This window comes from Tomitella biformata AHU 1821 (genome assembly GCF_000524475.1).
Lineage (GTDB): Bacteria > Actinomycetota > Actinomycetes > Mycobacteriales > Mycobacteriaceae > Tomitella > Tomitella biformata.
Window position 1 is genome coordinate 15,301 of sequence record NZ_BAVQ01000025.1, and the last position, 18,258, is coordinate 33,558.

Genomic DNA, 18,258 nt, shown 5'->3' on the forward strand with positions numbered 1-18,258 from the left:
ACCGCCTCGCCAGCACCGAGCGTAGACCCCCTAATCCTGACTAGGAGACGGCAAAGGGCCCGGCACGCGCTCGCGTGCCGGGCCCTTCGCCGAAACTAGCTCAGGCTAGATCAGCCCAGGCTGAGTCAGCCCTGCAGGCTGGCCGGGGGCTCGAAGCGCTCGCCGTACTTGGCGGCGAGCTCCTTCGCGCGTGCCACGAAGCCGGCCTTGCCGCCCTCGTAGCCCACGATGTACTGCGACACGCCGCCGGTCCAGGCGGGGAAGCCGATGCCCATGATCGAGCCGATGTTCGCGTCGGCCGTCGTCATGAGGACGCCCTCGTCGAAGCACTTCTGCGTCTCGAGGGCCTCGGCGAACAGCATGCGCTCGATGAGGTCCTGCATCGGGACGTCGTGGTTGACGGCGTTGAACTTCTCCACCAGACCCGACCACAGGCCGGTGCGCTTGCCATCGGTGTAGTCGTAGAAGCCTGCGCCGCCGAGACGGCCGGTACGGCCCTCGTCGACGAGCGCATTGATGACATCGCCGGCGGGATCCGCGGGAAGCGCGGTGCCCGCGCGCTCGGCGGCTTCCTTGTTCTCCTTGCGGATCTTCTGCATGAGCGTCAGGTTCAGCTCGTCCGAGAGCTGCAGCGGCGCTGCCGGGTAGCCGGCCTGCATGCCCGCCTGCTCGATGGTGGCGGGCGCGATGCCCTCCGCCAGCATGGCGATGGCCTCGTTGATGAACGTGCCGATCACGCGAGAGGTGAAGAAGCCGCGCGAGTCGTTGACCACGATCGGCGTCTTGCGGATGGCCTGCACGTAGTCGAACACGCGGGCCAGGGCCTCGTCAGAGGTCTTCTCGCCGCGAATGATCTCGACGAGGGGCATCTTGTCGACGGGCGAGAAGAAGTGGATTCCGATGAAGTCCTCATCGCGCTTGACGCCCTTGGCCAGCCCCGTGATGGGCAGCGTGGAGGTGTTCGAGCCCAGCAGCGCAGTCGGCTCGACAATGTCCTCGATCTCCTGGAAGACCTTGTGCTTCAGCTCTTCGCTCTCGAACACGGCCTCCACGACGAAGTCGACGCCCGCGAGGTCCGCCGGGTCAGCCGTCGGCGTGATGCGGGCCAGCAGCTCGGCGGACTTGGCCTCGGTGGTCTTGCCACGCGAGAGGGCCTTGGCCTCGATCTTCTCCGAGTAGTTCTTACCGCGCTCGGCGGCCGCCTGCTCGACGTCCTTGAGGACGACCTCGAAGCCGGCCTTGGCGGAGACATACGCGATGCCCGCGCCCATCATGCCCGCGCCGAGGACGCCGATCTTGGTGATCGGGGTCTTCTCGACGCCCTTCGGACGCGAGGCGCCGGAGTTGATGGACTGGAGGTCGAAGAAGAACGCCTGGATCATGTTCTTCGCGACCTGACCGGTCACCAGCTCGGTGAAGTAGCGGGCCTCGATCAGCTGCGCGGTGTCGAAATCGACCTGCGAGCCCTCGACGGCCGCGGCCATGATGGCGCGCGGAGCCGGCATGGGGGCGCCCTTGAGCTGCTTGCGCAGGTTCGCGGGGAACGCCGGCAGGTTCGCGGCGAAGGCGGGGGTCGCGGGGGTGCCGCCGGGGATCCGGTAGCCCTTGACGTCCCACGGCTGCACGCCGGCCTCGGGGTTGGCCTTGATCCACGCCTTGGCGGCGGGCACCAACTCCTCGATGGAGGACACGACCTCGTCGACCAGGCCGGCCTCCTTGGCCGCGACCGCGCCACGCTGCTGGCCCTGGAGCAGCGCGCCCATGAGCGCGTTCTGCAGGCCGAGCATGCGCACGGTGCGGACGACGCCGCCGCCGCCCGGGAGCAGGCCGAGGGTGACCTCGGGCAGGCCGATCTTCACGGCGCGCACGTCCGCCGCGATGCGGTGGTGGGTGGCGAGCGCGATCTCCAGGCCGCCGCCGAGCGCCGCGCCGTTGATGGCGGTGACGACGGGCTTGCCGAGGGTCTCGAGGCGACGCAGGTCTGCCTTCAGTGTCAGCGTGTGGTTGTAGATCTGCTCAGCGTCCTCGGCGCGTACGGCCAGGAGGTTGTTCAGATCGCCGCCGGCGAAGAAGGTCTTCTTGCCCGAGGTCAGGACGACACCGGTGATGGTGTCCTTCTCCTCGTAGAGGCGGTCGACGGTGGCCTTCATCGAGGAGATGTAGGCGTCGTTCATGGTGTTCGCGCCCTGGTTGGGGTCGTCGATGGTCAGCAGGACGATGCCGTCGGCGTCCTGCTCCCAGTTAATGATGTTGTTGCTCATGAGCTTTCGAAGCCTTTCTGGAAGAGCCGCTCGGGGGTCAGACGCGCTCGATGATGGTGGCCACGCCCATGCCGCCGCCGATGCAGAGCGTGATCAGGGCACGCTTCGCGCCGCGACGCTCAAGCTCGTCGACCATGGTTCCGGTGATCATCGCGCCGGTGGCGCCGAGGGGGTGCCCCATGGCGATCGCGCCGCCGTTGACGTTGAGCTTCTCGTCCGGGATGTTCAGGTCCTTCTGGAACTTGAGCACCACGGAGGCGAAGGCCTCGTTGATCTCGAACAGGTCGATGTCATCGGTGGTCAGGCCGGCCGCGGCGAGCACCTTGTGTGCGGCGGGCGTCGGGCCGGTGAGCATGATGGTCGAGTCCGCGCCGGAGGTGGCGGTCGCGACGATGCGGGCACGGGGGGTCATGCCCATAGCCTTCCCTGCGTTTTCTGAACCCACCACCAGCAGCGCCGCGCCGTCGACAATGCCGGAGCTGTTGCCACCGTGGTGGACATGGTTGATCTTCTCGACCCAGTGGTACTTCTGGAGCGCGACGGCGTCGAAGCCGCCCATCTCGCCGACACCGGCGAACGCCGAGCCCAGCTTGCCAAGGCCCTCAACGGTGCTGCCGGGGCGCATGTGCTCGTCATTGTCCAGCACGACGATGCCGTTCTGGTCCCGGACCGGCACGATGGACTTGGCGAAGTAGCCGTTGTCCCAGGCCGCCTTGGACAGGTCCTGCGAGCGCACGGCGTACGCGTCGACGATCTCGCGGGTGAAGCCCTCGATGGTCGCGATCAGGTCCGCGCCCACGCCCTGCGGGACGAAATAGTTGTCGTAGTTGGTGGCCGGGTCGAGTGCCCAGGCGCCGCCATCGGAGCCCATCGGCACGCGCGACATCGACTCGACGCCGCCCGCGAGAACGAGCTCGTCCCAGCCGGAGCGCACCTTCGCCGCGGCGATGTTGACGGCCTCGAGGCCCGACGCGCAGAAGCGGTTGAGCTGCACGCCGCCGACGGTGTCGGGCAGCTTCGCGTCGTTGACCGCGATGCGGGCGATGTCCATGCCCTGGTCGCCCACCGGCGTCACGACGCCGAGGATCAGGTCGGAGATACGGTCCTCATCAAGGCCGGGGAAACGGTTGCGCACCTCGTCGATCAGGCCCGTCACCAGGGAGATCGGCTTGACGGAGTGCAGGGACCCCGTCTTCTTGCCACGGCCGCGAGGGGTTCGCAACGCCTCGTAGATGTATGCCTCAGTAGTCATCGGCAGGTGTTCCTTTCTGCAGTGTTTCTGTAACATGTTCTACCACTGTTCACGGATCTACCCAGCGACACCGCGCCAGATATCTCCAACCACGAAACGGGATGCTCCCGTTAGGCTTCCGCCATGGCTGCCATGGTTCGTCGACTCCGCCCCTTCCGGGACACCATCTTCGCCGAGATGAGTGCCCTCGCCGTGAAGTATGACGCAGTAAACCTCGGCCAGGGGTTCCCGGACACGGACGGACCCCAGGCCATGCTCGACGCCGCCCGCGACGCCATCGCGGCCGGCCGGAATCAGTACGCGCCCGGCGCCGGCGTGCCCGAGCTGCGCGAGGCGATCGCGCAGGACCGGCTCACCCGCTTCGGCATCGCGACGAACCCGGACACGGAGGTGCTGGTCACCGTCGGCGCCACGGAGGGCATCGCCGGCGCGGTGCTGGGCCTGGTCGAGCCCGGCGACGAGGTGGTGCTGATCGAGCCGTATTACGACTCCTACGCCGCCGCCATCGCGCTCGCCGGCGGGGTGCGCAAAACCGTCGCGCTGGTCCCCCAAAAGCCCAGCCCCGACGGACAGCACGGTTTTCAGCTCGACCACGACGGCCTGCGCGCCGCGGTCTCCGACCGCACCCGCCTGCTCATCGTGAACTCGCCGCACAACCCCACCGGCACGGTCTTCTCCGCCGCGGACCTGGCCGTGGTGGCGGAGGTCGCGATCCGCCACGACGTGCTGGTGCTCTCCGACGAGGTCTACGAGCACCTCACCTTCGACGGGATCGAGCACATCGCGCTGGCCACCCTGCCCGGTATGGCCGAGCGGACCCTGACCGTCTCCTCTGCGGCGAAGACGTTCAACGTCACCGGCTGGAAGACGGGCTGGGTGAGCGGGCCCGCCGAGCTGGTCGCGGCGACGCGCGCCGCGAAGCAGTTCCTCAGCTACGTCGGCGCCACACCGTTCCAGCCTGCGGTGGCCTTGGCGCTGCGCACCGAGCAGGGGTGGATCGCCGAGAACCGGGCTGCGCTTCAGTCCAAGCGCGATCTGCTCTCCACAGCGTTGCGGGAGACGGGATTCCACGTCCACCACTGCCCCGGCACCTATTTCCTGCTGGCCGACGTCCGCCCGCTCGGCTTTACCGACGGCGACGAGTTCTGCCGGCAGCTGCCCCAGCGCATCGGCGTCGCCGCCGTGCCCATGAGCCCGTTCGTCGATGACAAACAGCCCTGGCAGCACCTCGTCCGGTTTGCGTTCTGCAAACGGGACGAGGTGCTGGCCGAGGGAGTCCGACGGCTTGCCCAGCTCGGTACGGCCGCGCTGTGAGCGAGTCAAGCTAGCTGGACCAACCGATCGCACTCAGCGGCGTGGACTCCGATGACGGAGCCTGCGGCGCCGCGTTCGGGGTCCGCGAGAACCTCGGCGCCGGGGCCGGCTGGGGCGCGCCGTCGGGCCCAGTGCGGGCAAGGGTGCCGCGGGCGAGAAGATGCGCGTTGTCCGGGGCCTCCTCCATGCTCAGCACAGGCGTGACGCACGCGTCGACGTTCTCGAAGATCGCGGTCCACTGGTCGCGGGTCTTGCTGGCGAAGGCGTCCTCGAACACCTTCTGCAGCTCGGCCCAACGCGATTTGTCGATCTGGTGCGGCAGCGACTCGGGATCCAGTTCCAGCCCCTGCAGCAGCAGCGCGTAGAACTGCGGCTCGATGGCGCCGACGGCCATGTGCCCGCCGTCCGAGCAGGTGTAGACGCGGTAGAAGGGCGCGCCGCCGTCGAGCATGTTGGACTCGCGCTCGTCCTCCCACAGCCCCGAGGCGCGGAATGACCACGGCATCATCGACAGGGCGCTGACGCCGTCGACCATCGCGGCGTCGACCACCTGGCCGCGGCCGGAGCTCTGGCGCTCGAACAGCGCCGAGAGCACGCCCATGACCAGGAACATCGAGCCGCCGCCGAAGTCCGCCGCCAGGTTCAGCGGGGGCACGGGCGGCTCACCCTTGCGGCCGATTGTGGACAGCATGCCCGTCATCGACAGGTAGTTCAGGTCGTGGCCCGCGCGCTGCGCCATCGGCCCGTCCTGGCCCCAGCCGGTCATGCGTCCGAAGACCAGGCGCGGGTTCCGGGCGTGGCAGTCTACCGGGCCGATGCCGAGCCGCTCGCACACCCCGGGCCGGAAGCCCTCGAGCAGCACGTCGGCCTGCTCGACAAGCTCGAGCAGCTCCTCGCGCTGGGTCTTGAGGTCCAGGTCCAGGAGCCGACGGCCGCGCAGCAGCATGTCGCGCTCCTCGGGCGGCAGCACGAGCCCGCCGGGGCGGCGCACCCGCACCACGTCCGCGCCCATATCGCCCAGCAGCATCGCCGCGTGCGGGCCGGGGCCGATGCCGCCGAGCTCGAGGACCTTGAGTCCAGCGAGCGGGCCCGTCACATCCCCAACCCGCGGCCGATGATTTCCTTCATGATCTCGGTGGTGCCGCCGTAGATCGTCTGCACCCGGGAATCCAGGTAGGCCTTGGCCACCGGGTACTCGCGCATGTACCCATAACCGCCGTGCATCTGCAGGCAGCGGTCGATCAGCTGCACCTGCTTCTCGGTGGTCCACCACTTGGCCATGGCGGCCTCCTCGATGGTGAGGTCCTCGCGATTGAGGGCCTCGATGCACTGGTCGACGAAGATGCGGGCGATTTTGGTCTCGGTCGCCAGCTCCGCCATCACGAAGCGGGTGTTCTGGAAGGTGCCGATGCTGCGGCCAAACGCCTTGCGGTCCCGGCAGTACTCGATGGTCTGCTGCAGCACCTGCTCCATCGCGGCGGCGGCGACCACGGCGATCGACAGCCGCTCCTGCGGCAGATTCTGCATCAGGTAGACGAAGCCCATGCCCTCCTCGCCGATGAGGTTGGCCCCGGGCACCCGGACGTTGTTGAAGCTGAGCTCCGCAGTGTCCTGTGCCTTGAGCCCGATCTTGTCGAGGTTGCGGCCGCGCTCGAAGCCCTCCATACCGCGCTCCACGCCGAAGAGGCTGAAGCCCTGCGCACCCTTGGTCGGATCGGTCTGCGCCACCACGAGGACGAGGTCCGCGTTGATGCCGTTGGTGATGAACGTCTTCGAGCCGTTGAGGATCCAGTCATCGCCGTCCCGCTTGGCGTTGGTCTTGATGCCCTGCAGGTCAGAGCCGGTGCCGGGCTCGGTCATCGCGATGGCCGTGATGATCTCGCCGGAGCAGAATCCGGGCAGCCAGCGTTCCTTCTGCTCCTCGTTGCACAGGTTCATCAGATAGGGCTGGATGACGTCGTTGTGCAGCATGAAGCCCAGACCGCTGTAGCCGCCGCGCACGGACTCCTCCGTGATGATCGTGTTGTAGCGGAAGTCCTTGACCCCGCCACCGCCGTACTTCTCATCGACCGCCATGCCGAGGAAGCCCAGCTTGCCGGCCTCTACCCAGACGCCGCGATCGACGATGTTCTCGTCCTCCCACTGATCGTGGAAGGGGGCAACGTGTTCGGCGAGAAACCCGCGGTAGGACTCGCGGAAAAGCTTCTGGTCGTCATCAAAGAGCGTGCGTTCCATGAATTAGTGCCTCCACAACACGTAAAAGTCCACCTCCACGCCGCTCTTGAGAAGTCAGGGCGCGAGGTTGTCCGGTCACCAACGTATCCTCGGCGGAGATGGACGGTAAGGACCCAAACGATCGTCATCTATGACCAAGGGAGCCAGGCTTGTCAGTGCGGATGATTCCGGCCAGCTTCATCAACCGCACGCTGCACGCGACGGAACGACGCGGCCTCGACCTGAGCCCGGCGCTGCGAGTCGGCGGGATCACCCGGCATGAGCTTGCGGACCCCCACACGCGCCTGACCATCGAGCAGGTTGCCGACTTCATGGTCGCCAGCTGGGACCTCACCGACGACGAACTGCTGGGCATGGGCCTCGCGCCCGCACCGCGCGGGACGTTCCAGCTGATCTGCTTCGCGGTGATCCACTGCCCTGACCTGGAGTCGGTGCTGCGGCGGCTGGCCGGGTTCCTGCCCGTGCTGCCGTCCTCCGCGCCGGTCACCATCGATTTCCTTGAGGACCGGGTGCGGATCTGGTTCGACACGTCCGAGCTGCCGAACTTCGACGAGGACGCGTCGCTGATCTCCGATTTCGGGCTGCTGATCTTCCACCGCTTCGCCGCGTGGCTGACGGGCCGACGCCTCGAGCCGCTCGCCGTGGAGCTGCCACACCGCTCCCCCAACCCCATCGACATCGTGGCCTACCACCACATGTTCGGCATCCCTGTCTCATTCAACAAACCGGTGCCGGCCCTGGAGATCGCCCTGGCGGACCTGTCAAGCCCCATCCTGCAGACGGAGGCATCGCTGCAGGATTTCCTGCGCCAATCGCCCCGCAATCTGCTGTCGGTGCGCGATTACGACAGCGGGGTCGAGGCCCGCGTGCGGCGCATCGTCGAGCTCACCGCGGGTGGCCGCCAGGCCAGTGCCGCAGACCTCTCTTCAGCCCTCGCCGTGAGCGAGCCGCAATTGCGGCGGCTGCTCCGGCAGGAGGGCACCAGCGTGAACAAGGTCCGCGACGGCGTCCTCCGCGATGCCGCCATCGCCGCGCTCGACGCCGGTGAGTCGGTGGACTCGATCTCCATGCGCCTCGGTTTCTCGGAGCCCAGCGCATTCCGGCGGGCATTCAAGCGCTGGACGGGGCAGACACCGGGGTCGTTCCGCTAAACCCGCAAGAGTCTCTGCCCTCCAGGTTGGCGCTCTCATCCTCGAGGGCACGGTCAGCCCCGCCGCGTGGCTCTACGGCGAGACTCACTGACCACCCCCAGTCTCACCTAACGGGACACGTCGAGCTGAAAGTATGACGCCGATCACAAACTGTGCCTTGTCCGCGGGTGTCTAGTGATCCCCGCACCTGGCGAAGTACCCGTGACTCGACTCGAAAACCTGGAGGAAACTCGATGTCTTTTCCGAGGCAACACCGGCCCGCCGCGATGGCGGTCGCCGCGATGGCCAGCGTTCTGCTGCTAGCCAGCTGCGGCAGCAGTGGCAGTGGCAACGCTGGCGGAGCAGGCCCTGAAACCGAGGCCGGAGCCGTCGGCATCATCGGCGATCAACCCGACGGCGGCACTCCCGTCGACGGCGGCACCCTCAGCTTCGCTGGCTACTCTCCCGTCGCCAGCCTGGACCCGACCAAGACCCAGCCCGCCGGCTCCACCGGCGGCACCGAGATGGCGGCGATCTACGACCTGCTGGTCCGCTACGACGCCGAATCTCAGACCTACGAGCCCCAGCTGGCGAAATCGCTCACCCCGAACGACGACTACACAACCTGGACCATCACGCTGCGCGACGGCGTCACCTTCAGCGACGGCACCCCGCTCGACGCCGAGGCCGTCGTCGCCAGCACCAACCGCTTCAACGAGCGTCACGGTGGCAACAGCCAGGCCTTCATGACCGGCGTCAAGTCCGTCGAGGCCACCGACGCATCCACCGTCGTTTACACCATGAACCAGCCGTGGACCGAGTTCCCGGCCCTGCTGGTCTTCGGTCATGGCATGATCGTCGCCCCCAGCGCGGATCAGCCAGACGGGACGTTCAAGCCAATCGGCGCTGGCGCGTACACCATGGAGAGTCTGACTCCCGGCGCCGACCTCGTGCTGAAAGCCCGCGAGGACTACTGGAACGGCAAGCCGCACCTAGACACCCTGAAGTTCGTCACCATCGCGGGCGACCAACCCAAGCTCGACGCCCTCAACACCGGCGACATCCAGATGGCCTTCCTGCTCAATGACGCCGCCATCGACACCGCCAAGGCCACCCTGCCCGGCTACTACGAGACTGTCAGCCTCGGCAGCTCCGTTGTGCAGATCAACCAGCGGGAGGGCCGCCCCGGAGCCGACCTGCGGATCCGCAAGGCGATGCAGATGACGGTCGACCCCGAGGTCGTCGATATCCGGTCTAAGGACGGCAAGGGTGCGCCCGGCACCGAGATGTTCCAGTCCTGGTCCAAGTGGCACAACGACGTCCCGCCTGTGGCGCTCAACACCGACGAGGCGACCAAGCTCGTCAACGAGGCCAAAGCCGACGGATTCGACGGCGACATCACCTACTTCACAGTGCAGACTCCGTCCTCACAGGCCACGGCCCTGGCCATCCAGGCGATGCTCGCGCCCATCGGCATCAACGTCAACATCGAGTACGCGGCATCGGTCACCGACGTCGTCAAGCGCCTATACGTCGACAAGGACTTCGACATCTCCACGGGCTCCTACAGCATCGCCGATCCGGCCCCATTCGCACGCTTGTACAGCGCCATGAACAGCGAGTCCAGCAATAACATCATCGGCATCAACGACCCGGAGGTGGACCAACTCCTGACGGACATCCAGACCGCGACGGACGACGATGCGAAGCGCGCGGCGATTGCCAACCTGCAGACCAAGGTCAATGAGCTCGCGCCGTTCTTGCCGCTCGCGGCGGGCGTCACCTTCGTGCCGTGGACCGATAACGTGCACGGCACGGTCCCGTCCTTGGACGGCATCATGCTGCTCGACCAGGCTTGGATCAAGTAGGCCTAATCCAAGTAGACGCGAAGCGGGAACCGTTCCAGTTGTGACGACAACGGTTCCCGCTTTTCTCGTCGACTCACCAGTCGTCGACCAACCATGGAACCGATCTTCGCCACGCCCACGAGGGCCTCCGCGGCCAGGTCCGTCACCGGAACCCGGCCGGGAGACCGTCCCGTGCCGGAGAGCACGACCACCTAGCCGGCGAGCCCGCTCGCCAGCGCACCGCTGGTTATAGCCGCTCGATGATCGCCGCGCTCGCCATCGCGCCGCCGGCGCAGACCGCGATCAACCCGAACTGCTGATCACGGCGCTCGAGCTCGTCGATCACCGCCGCCATCAATCTAATGCCGGTCGAGCCGACAGGATGGCCGAGCGCGATCGCGCCACCGTTGACATTGAGCTTGTCCGGGTCGACTCCGTGGACTAGGGCCATGGACATGGGCACCGAGGCGAAGGCCTCGTTGACCTCGACCAGGCCCATATCCGCGATGCTCATCCCGGCGCGGTCGAGCACCCGCGTGGCGGCCTGGACCGGACCGTCGAGCAGGAACTCCGGCTCAGCGCCGATCAGGCACTGGCTCACAATGCGCGCGCGGGGGCGCAGGCCCAACTGGCGGGCGCGGCCCTCGTCCATCAGGATCGCGGCGGTCGCGCCGTCTGAGATCTGCGAGGCTGTGCCGGCGGTGTGCAAGCCGCCCTCGATGACGGGGCGCAGGCCTGCCAGCGCGTCCATGCTGGTCTCCCGCAGGCCCTGGTCGCGGTCGACGACGGCCGGCCCGTCGGCGCCAGGGACGGCGATCGGGATGATCTGACGCTCAAAGCGGTTCTCGCTCCAGGCCGCCGCGGCCCGCTGCTGCGACCGCAGTCCGAACGCGTCGAGCTCCTCGCGGTCGAAGCCTCGCCGGTACGCGATCCGGTCGGCACCCACGAACTGGTTCGGGATATCGAGCGTCCAATCATCCGGCTTGGGCCCGCCGAGCCCCTCCGGGATGTTCGACAGCAGCGGCACCCTCGACATCATCTCGACGCCGCAAGCCATACCCACGTCAATCGCGCCGATCGCGATCTGCCCGGCGACAAGGTGCGCGGCCTGCTGGCCCGAGCCGCACTGGGCGTCGATGGTGGTGCCGCCCGTCTCCTCGGCGAGCCCGGCGTTCAGCCAGGCCGTGCGCGTCACGTTGGAGGCCTGCTCGCCCGCCTGGGTGACGCAGCCGCCGATAGCCTGCTCCACCAGGGCTGACTCGAGCCCGACCCGCTCGAGGGCGGCCCGCTGGACCTGGCCGAGCAGCTGGGCCGCGTGCAGTCTAGACAGCCAGCCGCCCCGCCGTCCGCTAGGCGATCGCGCCGCGTCGATAATTACCGGTGTGCCCACAACAGCTCCTGTCCCGCCGCGGCCGTGCGCCGCGCAGCATGCCCGACGTTAACCAGGAACAAGACAGTGACCCACGACTCCATCCCGCCATTCGGGACGACTAGACGGTGGGCGACTCGCAGAAACCCCGGAAGAAGAGCACCGTCATCAGCTCGGAGAACTCCTCCAGGGAGTACTGCTTGCGGTCCGGCCAATGCGTGGTGGACCACAGCGTGTCGCGGACTGTGCGGTAGAAGATCTCCGGGGCGATGTCGCTACGGAAGACCCCGCTCTCGACGCCCCGCCTGATGGCCGAGAGCCAGTGCTCCCGGATACCGCGGGAAGCGCTGTCAACCGGATCGAGGAGGCCGTGATCGCGCAGGTAGTTGCGGTCGTTCTGGTAGATCGCCGTGGGATGCGGATGCAGCTCGATCACCGTGAGCGTCTCTCGGATCAGTCCGCGGACGGTCTCGTCCGGGGTAGAGGAGGTCGCCTCGATCAGGTCGAACCGCGTCTCAATATCTCTCATGAAGACGCCGAGTAGTTCCGCCACGATCGCATTCTTAGACTTGAAATAGTGGTACAGGCTGCCGGAGAAGACGCCTGCCGCGTCCCCGATCTCCCTGACAGTGGTCACGGAGATGCCCTTCGTGGCGAATAGCTCCGCGGAGCACTCCAGGATTTTCGCCTTGCGGTCAGGGCTCTGTGTCACGGCATCTCTTCTATCTGTAGTCGCGTGTCGGCCATCGTCACCCCAGTATCGCGCGTGCGGATTTCCTGCTACTGGTCGGGCGTTCCACCCGACGGCGGTAGCCGCCCGAACCGTGCACCGGCAGGAATCGCAAAAGAGCAACGTCCGACGACCGCACATTCCCTCGCAGCGGTTGAAGTTGCGATCGTAAACCGACGCGGCGTCGGTCCCCGCAGCGCAGTTCCCATCCGCGAGACCACACTTTCCCTTTCCGCAACCTCCTGATAGCTTGAGCTAAATCAAGCGCTTGCTCAAGAGTTGCGTCACGGAGGCAACAGTGGAGAAACTAGAGGAACATTTCGCGCATTTCATCGGGGTCGAGGCCGAGCCTCCCCGTGTTGCGCGCTACGACGTCAATACCGCCATGATCCGGAACTGGGTCGAGGCGCATGACGACCACAACCCGGTCTACATTGACCTGGAGGCCGCCCGCGCCACCGGCCGCCGGGATGTGATCTGCCCACCCGCGATGATCTCCACCTGGGTTATGTCCGGCTACCGCCGCTACCGCGAAGTCCAGCAACTCCGCGCGGACGGGGTCACCGAGGACTTCGCCTACTCGAGACTCCTCGCGATGCTCGACGACGCCGGTTTCACCTCGGTGGTGGCCACCAACGTCGAGCAGGAGTACTTCGCCGAGCTGTACCCGGGCGACCACGTCACAGCGCACTTCACCGTCGAGTCCATCTCGCCGTTCAAGCAGACCGGCCTCGGCCACGGCTGTTTCATCACGCTCCACAAGAACTATGCCAACCAGGCGGGCGAGACCCTGGTCGAGGAGCGCTTCCGCATCCTCCGGTTCAACCCCAACAGTCAGGAGACCCCAGCATGAGCGAGACAACGGAACCGGTCCGGCACACCTCTGTCCCCCGCCTGACGGTCACGCAGGACAACGACTTCTTCTTCAACGCCGCGAAGAAGGGCCGGCTCGAGATCCAGCGCTGCGCAGACTGCCAGACGCTGCGCCACCCGCCAACCCCATCCTGCCCGTCCTGCCGCTCGTTCGAGTGGGACACGGTGGAGTCGAGCCGCAAGTGCACGCTGCACAGCTTCACCGTGCTGCACCACCCGAAGGACCCCGCATTCGAGTACCCCCTCGCCGTCGGGCTGGTGGACCTCGAGGAGGGCACCCGCCTGGTTGCCGACATCGCCGGCATCGACCACGACGACCTGGAGTTCGGCATGGAGCTCGAGGTCGGCTTCTCTGAGCACGCGCACGGCGAGATCCTGCCGCAGCTGCGCCGCCGCGGGGAGGGCTCGTCATGAGCCTTCCGCAGTGCGAGGTCGGCTACACCCTCCCCAGTCTCGACCTGCCCCTGGACCGGACGCTGATCGTCGCCGCCGCGATGGCCTCGCAGGACTACGAGGATGTGCACCACGATCCCGCCAAGGCCCAAGATCGCGGCACCCCGGACATCTTCATGAGCATCAACTCCACCAACGGGTTCATCGACCGCTATGTGACCGACTGGTCCGGGCCGGCGTCGCGGATCCGGAAGATCTCGCTGCGCCTCGGCGTCCCCAACTTCCCCGGGGACACCATGACCTTCACCGGTGAGATCACCGCCGTCGACGGCGCCGCCGTCACCATCAAGGTCGTCGGCCGCAACCAGCGCGGCGCCCACGTCACCGCCGACGTCACCGTCGAGCCCACCCAAGGAGCGAGCACATGACCCGCGGATTCTCTGGCGCCGCCGCAATCGCCGGCATCGGCGCAACCGAGTTCTCCAAGAATTCCGGACGCAGCGAGTGGCAGCTGGCCTGCGAGTCCGTCCTTGCCGCCCTCGACGACGCGCAGATCGGCGTCGAGGAGGTCGACGGCTTCTCGTTGTTCACCATGGAGAACAACCCGGAGATCGCCGTCGCCCGCGCGCTCGGCATCCCGGAGCTCAAGTTCTTCAGCCGCATCCCGCACGGCGGCGGCGGCGCGTGCGCGCCCGTCCAGCAGGCCGCGCTCGCGGTCGCGACCGGTGTCGCCGAAGTCGTCGTCGTCTACCGCGCGATGAATGAGCGTTCCGGCCACCGCTTCGGCCAGGGCCCGCCCGCCTTCGCATACAACCAGAACACCGACCAGGAGTACCGCAACTGGATCAACCCGTACGGGTTGCTCACCCCGGCCCAGCAGGAAGCCTTCCTGGCCAAGAAGTACATGCACAAGTACGGGGCCACCAGCGCGGACTTCGGAGCGATCTCGGTGCTCTCGCGCAAGCACGCGGCTAACAATCCAAAGGCCTGGTTCCACGAGCGCCCCATCACCATCGAGGACCACCAGAACTCGCGGATGATCGCCGACCCGATCCGGCTGCTGGACTGCTGCCAGGAGTCCGACGGCGGCGTCGCGCTGGTCATCGTCAGCGCCGAGCGCGCACGCGACCTGCCGCACAAGCCCGCCATTATCACTGGCGCGGCGCAGGGCGTGGGCCCGCAGCAGATCTCCATGAGCAGCTACTACCGCGACGACATCGACTCCATGCCGGAGGTCGACCTCGTCGCCCGGCAGCTGTGGAGCCAGTCCGGGCTCAGCCCCGCCGAGATAGACGCCGCGATCCTCTACGACGCCTTCACCCCGATGGTGCTGCTTCAGCTCGAGGAGTACGGCTTCTGCGGCAAGGGCGAGGCGAAGGACTTCATCGCCGACGGCAACCTCGAGGTGGGTGGCCGCCTGCCCATCAACACCAACGGCGGCCAACTCGGCGAGGGCTACATCCACGGCGTCAACGGCATCGCCGAGGGCGTGCGGCTCATCCGCGGCACCTCCGTGAACCAGCCCGCGAAGACGCTGGACAACGTCCTCGTCACCGGCGGCTCCCCCGTGCCGCACAGCGCGCTCGTGCTCTCCGCCGACCGCTAGCACTCCCCCTCAAGAATTTCACGATTAGCCCTTTAGGAGTTTTCCCATGACCGACCGCATCACCTATGCCCGCGCGACCCACGGCGAGGAAGAGATCCAGGCCGTCGTCGACGTGCTTCGCAGCGGCCACCAGGGCCTGCGCATCGGCAAGAACGTCGCCGAGATGGAGCGCCGCATCGCGGACCTCAGCGGCAAGAAGTTCGGCGTGATGGTGAACTCCGGCTCCTCGGGCCTGTACATTGCCGTCGAGCTGCTGAACCTGCCCAAGGGCAGCGAGGTCATCACCTCGCCACTGACATTCTCCACCGACATCGCACCCATCGTGCGCGCCGGCCTCGTGCCGGTGTTCGTTGACGTCGAACCCAACACGGTCAACATCGACGTCAGCAAGATCGAGGCGATGATCAGCGAGAAGACCGGCGCGATCCTGCTGCCGAACCTCGCCGGCAACTGCCCCGACTGGGATGCCATCCGCGAGATCGCCGACCGCCACGGCCTCAAGATCATCGAGGACTGCTGCGACGCGATCGGCCCCACCCTGCACGGCACGCCCACCGGCGCCCGCGCCGACATCAGCGTCACCAGTTTCTCGATGGCCCACATCATCACCTGCGCCGGCACCGGCGGCATGGTGTTGGTCGACGACCAGGCGAGCCGCGACAAGGCGCTGCTGCTGCGCCGCTGGGGCCGCCGCAGCGAGCCGAACCTGTTCGGCAGTACCAAGGATGTCGGCCGGGTATTCCGCGAGCAGCTCGACGGCGTCGACTACGACAACGACTTCATCTTCGACGACGTCATGCCCTGGAACTTCGAGCCCTCCGAGCTGGGCGCCGCCTACGGCGTCGTGCAGCTGGACAAGCTCGCGGACAACTACAAGACGCGCAAGGCGACCTGGGCCGCCTACACCGCGGCCTATGGCGAGTTCCCCGAGTTCTTCACCACGCCCGTCGAGCTCCCGGGCCTGGACACCGCGTGGCTGTGCTACCCGGTGATGATCAACGCCGACGCCCCCTTCACCCGCAGCCAGCTGCAGGAGGCCATCGAGGGCGATGGCATCGACACCCGCACCGTCTGGAGCGGCAACATCACCCGGCACCCGATGATGAACAACATCGAGTTCCGCCAGCCCGCCGACGGCCTGCCGGTGGCCGACGAGGTCTTCGCCCGCGGCATGACCCTGGGCATGAGCCACGGGCTCACCGACGAGGAGGTCGCCCGCATCGGCGCGAGCATCCACCGCTTCGCCTCGAAGTTCAAGTAGGCATGGGCAAGCGATTCGAGGGACGGCGCGCCGTCGTCACCGGCTCTAGCCGGGGCATCGGCGCGGCCGTCGCGGAGCGGCTTGCCGCTGAGGGCGCCGACGTGGTCATCACCGCGCGCACCCTCGGCCCCGGCGGGCGCCTGCCCGGCAGCCTGGAGGAGACTGCCGAGCGGCTGCGCGGTTACGGCGGGAAGGTCGAGATGGTCGTCGCCGACCTGACCGACCCAGAGAGCCGCTCCCCGGTGGTGCTGAAGGCGGCCGAGCTGCTCGGCGGGCCGATCGACATCCTGGTCAACAACGCGGCCGCGGCGATCTACCAGCCGCTGGCGGACTACCCGCTGCGACGTCGGCAGCTCACGTTCGAGGCCAACGTGCACGCCCCGCTGGACCTGATGCAGGCCGCCATCCCCCCGATGGTCGAGGCCGGCGCGGGCTGGATCGTCAACGTCTCCAGCGCGACCGCCCGGCACCACGCGGGTCCGCCGTTCGATCTGGTGCCCCCCGGCACGTCAATGGCGGTCTACGGCGCGTCCAAGGCCGCGCTGAACCGCATCACGCACGGCATGGGTGCGGAGCTCTACGGCACGGGCGTGCGGGTCAACACCGTTCAGCCGCGCGCCGCGGTGCTCACCGAGGGTGCCAAGTCCCTGGTCGGCGCCACCGTCCGTCCGGACCAGATCGAAGCACTCGAGGAGATGGTCGAGGGCGTGCTCGCGCTCTGCGACTGCCCCGCCGACGTGACGGGCCAGGTGTGCGTGAGCCTGGACCTGATCGACAAGTGGAACCTGACCACCCGGGGCCTGGACGGCCAGGCCTGGACCAAGACTGAGGAGATGTCATGACACCGGTCATCGTCGACCTGGCCCGGACCCCGTTCGGCAGGCGCAACGGCTGGCTGTCCACGATCCACTCTGCCGAGCTGCTGGGCCTGGCCCAGCGCGGTGTGCTCGAGCGCAACGGGATCGACCCGCAGCTCGTCGAGGAGGTCATCGGCGGCTGCGTCACGCCGCTGGGCGAGCAGTACGGCCACATCGTCCGCACCGCATGGCTGCATGCCGGCCTGCCCCCACACACCGGCGCGACCACCATCGACGCCCAGTGCAGCACCGCGCAGCGGTCCGTGCAGCTGCTGGCCGGGCAGATCGCGGCCGGTGCGACGGATGTGGGCGTCGCCTGCGGCGTCGAGCTGATGACCCGCGCCCCGCTGACCGCCAAGGTCGGCAAGGGCCTGGGCACCCCACGGCCCGAGTCCTGGTCGGTCGAGTACCCCGACCAGTACACCGGCGCAGACCGCATCGCCCGCAACCGCGGCTTCGCCCGCGCGGACCTCGACACGTTCGGCCTGCGCTCGCAGCAGCTGGCGAAGGCGGCATGGGACGAGGGCCGGTTCGACTCGCAGATCATCCCCGTCACCGCGCCATCGACCGAGCCCGGCGGCGAGCCGGTCCTGGTCACCCGTGACCAGGGCTTGCGCGACTCCACCCTGGAGGGCCTCGCCCGCCTCAAGCCCGTCCTCGAGGGCGGACTGCACACCGCCGGCACCTCCTCGCAGATCTCCGACGGGGCCAGCGCCGCGGTGCTGATGTCCGAGGAGCGCGCGCGCGAGCTGGGCGTGTGTCCGCGGGCGCGGATCTTGGCGCAGTGCATCATCGGTGGCGACCTGGAATACCTGCTGGACGGCCCGATCGACGCCGGCCGCAAGGTGCTCGGGCGCACCGGCATGAGCGCGGCGGATATCGACCTGTTCGAGATCAACGAGGCCTTCGCGTCGGTCCCGATGTCCTTCGCCAAGGTCCACGGCGTGGCCGAGGACCGCCTGAACGTCAACGGCGGCGCGATCGCCGTGGGCCACCCGGCGGGCGCGACCGGCATCCGACTGCTCGCGACGGCACTCGACGAGCTCGAGCGCCGCGACGCGTCCACCGCGCTAGTGGCCATCTGCGCCTCCGCGTCGACCACCGCGCTCATCCTCGAGCGGATCTAAGGG

General features: G+C 67.7%; 16 protein-coding genes. 10 read left to right on the forward strand and 6 right to left on the reverse strand.

The window, feature by feature from the left end; genetic code table 11:
• Nucleotides 1-125: 125 nt before the first annotated feature.
• Nucleotides 126-2,261 carry a 3-hydroxyacyl-CoA dehydrogenase NAD-binding domain-containing protein gene (locus TBIF_RS10210; protein ID WP_024794711.1) on the reverse strand — a complete coding sequence of 712 codons (2,136 nt, stop codon included), beginning with the start codon at nt 2,259-2,261 and terminating at the stop codon, nt 126-128.
• Between the two features lie 37 nt (nt 2,262-2,298).
• Complete coding sequence (locus TBIF_RS10215) at nt 2,299-3,513, reverse strand: acetyl-CoA C-acetyltransferase (protein ID WP_024794712.1); 1,215 nt, start codon at nt 3,511-3,513, stop codon at nt 2,299-2,301.
• A 123-nt stretch (nt 3,514-3,636) separates the two neighbouring features.
• Between TBIF_RS10215 and TBIF_RS10220 the strand changes: the two genes are divergently transcribed.
• Nucleotides 3,637-4,827, forward strand: a complete 1,191-nt coding sequence (locus TBIF_RS10220) for a pyridoxal phosphate-dependent aminotransferase (protein WP_024794713.1) — start codon at nt 3,637-3,639, stop codon at nt 4,825-4,827.
• Nucleotides 4,828-4,837: 10 nt separating this feature from the next.
• Here the strand turns inward: TBIF_RS10220 and TBIF_RS10225 are convergent, their stop codons facing one another.
• Both TBIF_RS10225 and TBIF_RS10230 read right to left on the reverse strand, forming a co-directional pair.
• The gene (locus TBIF_RS10225; protein WP_024794714.1) at nt 4,838-5,923 is read right to left on the reverse strand and encodes a CaiB/BaiF CoA transferase family protein; all 1,086 of its coding nucleotides are present in this window, start codon (nt 5,921-5,923) and stop codon (nt 4,838-4,840) included.
• Nucleotides 5,920-7,062, reverse strand: a complete 1,143-nt coding sequence (locus TBIF_RS10230; protein ID WP_024794715.1) for an acyl-CoA dehydrogenase family protein — start codon at nt 7,060-7,062, stop codon at nt 5,920-5,922. The genes TBIF_RS10225 and TBIF_RS10230 overlap by 4 nt, the downstream gene beginning before the upstream one ends.
• A gap of 155 nt (nt 7,063-7,217) precedes the next feature.
• Here TBIF_RS10230 and TBIF_RS10235 point away from each other — a divergent pair, with 155 nt between their 5' ends.
• Both TBIF_RS10235 and TBIF_RS10240 read left to right on the forward strand, forming a co-directional pair.
• On the forward strand, nt 7,218-8,213 hold the full coding sequence (locus tag TBIF_RS10235; protein WP_235174657.1) for an AraC family transcriptional regulator: 996 nt from the start codon (nt 7,218-7,220) through the stop codon (nt 8,211-8,213).
• Between the two features lie 233 nt (nt 8,214-8,446).
• Complete coding sequence (locus tag TBIF_RS10240; RefSeq protein ID WP_024794717.1) at nt 8,447-10,060, forward strand: ABC transporter substrate-binding protein; 1,614 nt, start codon at nt 8,447-8,449, stop codon at nt 10,058-10,060.
• Between the two features lie 226 nt (nt 10,061-10,286).
• On the opposite strand, the gene TBIF_RS10245 is transcribed toward TBIF_RS10240, so the two are convergent.
• The gene (locus TBIF_RS10245; protein WP_024794718.1) at nt 10,287-11,429 is read right to left on the reverse strand and encodes a steroid 3-ketoacyl-CoA thiolase; all 1,143 of its coding nucleotides are present in this window, start codon (nt 11,427-11,429) and stop codon (nt 10,287-10,289) included.
• 100 nt (nt 11,430-11,529) lie between these two features.
• Nucleotides 11,530-12,120, reverse strand: a complete 591-nt coding sequence (locus TBIF_RS10250) for a TetR/AcrR family transcriptional regulator (protein ID WP_024794719.1) — start codon at nt 12,118-12,120, stop codon at nt 11,530-11,532.
• Nucleotides 12,121-12,436: 316 nt separating this feature from the next.
• Between TBIF_RS10250 and TBIF_RS10255 the strand changes: the two genes are divergently transcribed.
• Genes TBIF_RS10255 through TBIF_RS10285 form a run of 7 tightly spaced genes read left to right on the forward strand, consistent with a single transcriptional unit; the run spans nt 12,437 to nt 18,255 of the window.
• The gene (locus tag TBIF_RS10255) at nt 12,437-12,991 is read left to right on the forward strand and encodes an FAS1-like dehydratase domain-containing protein (protein WP_024794720.1); all 555 of its coding nucleotides are present in this window, start codon (nt 12,437-12,439) and stop codon (nt 12,989-12,991) included.
• Nucleotides 12,988-13,425, forward strand: a complete 438-nt coding sequence (locus TBIF_RS10260; protein ID WP_024794721.1) for a Zn-ribbon domain-containing OB-fold protein — start codon at nt 12,988-12,990, stop codon at nt 13,423-13,425. The genes TBIF_RS10255 and TBIF_RS10260 overlap by 4 nt, the downstream gene beginning before the upstream one ends.
• Nucleotides 13,422-13,832, forward strand: coding sequence for a hotdog family protein (locus TBIF_RS10265; RefSeq protein ID WP_024794722.1), 411 nt, complete (start codon nt 13,422-13,424; stop codon nt 13,830-13,832). Before TBIF_RS10260 ends, TBIF_RS10265 begins: the two co-directional genes overlap by 4 nt.
• Nucleotides 13,829-15,010, forward strand: coding sequence for a lipid-transfer protein (locus TBIF_RS10270; RefSeq protein WP_024794723.1), 1,182 nt, complete (start codon nt 13,829-13,831; stop codon nt 15,008-15,010). The genes TBIF_RS10265 and TBIF_RS10270 overlap by 4 nt, the downstream gene beginning before the upstream one ends.
• A gap of 46 nt (nt 15,011-15,056) precedes the next feature.
• A complete protein-coding gene (locus tag TBIF_RS10275; protein ID WP_024794724.1) occupies nt 15,057-16,271 on the forward strand; it encodes a DegT/DnrJ/EryC1/StrS family aminotransferase in 1,215 nt (404 codons plus the stop codon).
• Between the two features lie 2 nt (nt 16,272-16,273).
• On the forward strand, nt 16,274-17,113 hold the full coding sequence (locus TBIF_RS10280) for an SDR family NAD(P)-dependent oxidoreductase (RefSeq protein ID WP_024794725.1): 840 nt from the start codon (nt 16,274-16,276) through the stop codon (nt 17,111-17,113).
• On the forward strand, nt 17,110-18,255 hold the full coding sequence (locus TBIF_RS10285; protein ID WP_024794726.1) for a steroid 3-ketoacyl-CoA thiolase: 1,146 nt from the start codon (nt 17,110-17,112) through the stop codon (nt 18,253-18,255). Before TBIF_RS10280 ends, TBIF_RS10285 begins: the two co-directional genes overlap by 4 nt.
• The last annotated feature ends 3 nt before the right edge of the window (nt 18,256-18,258 follow it).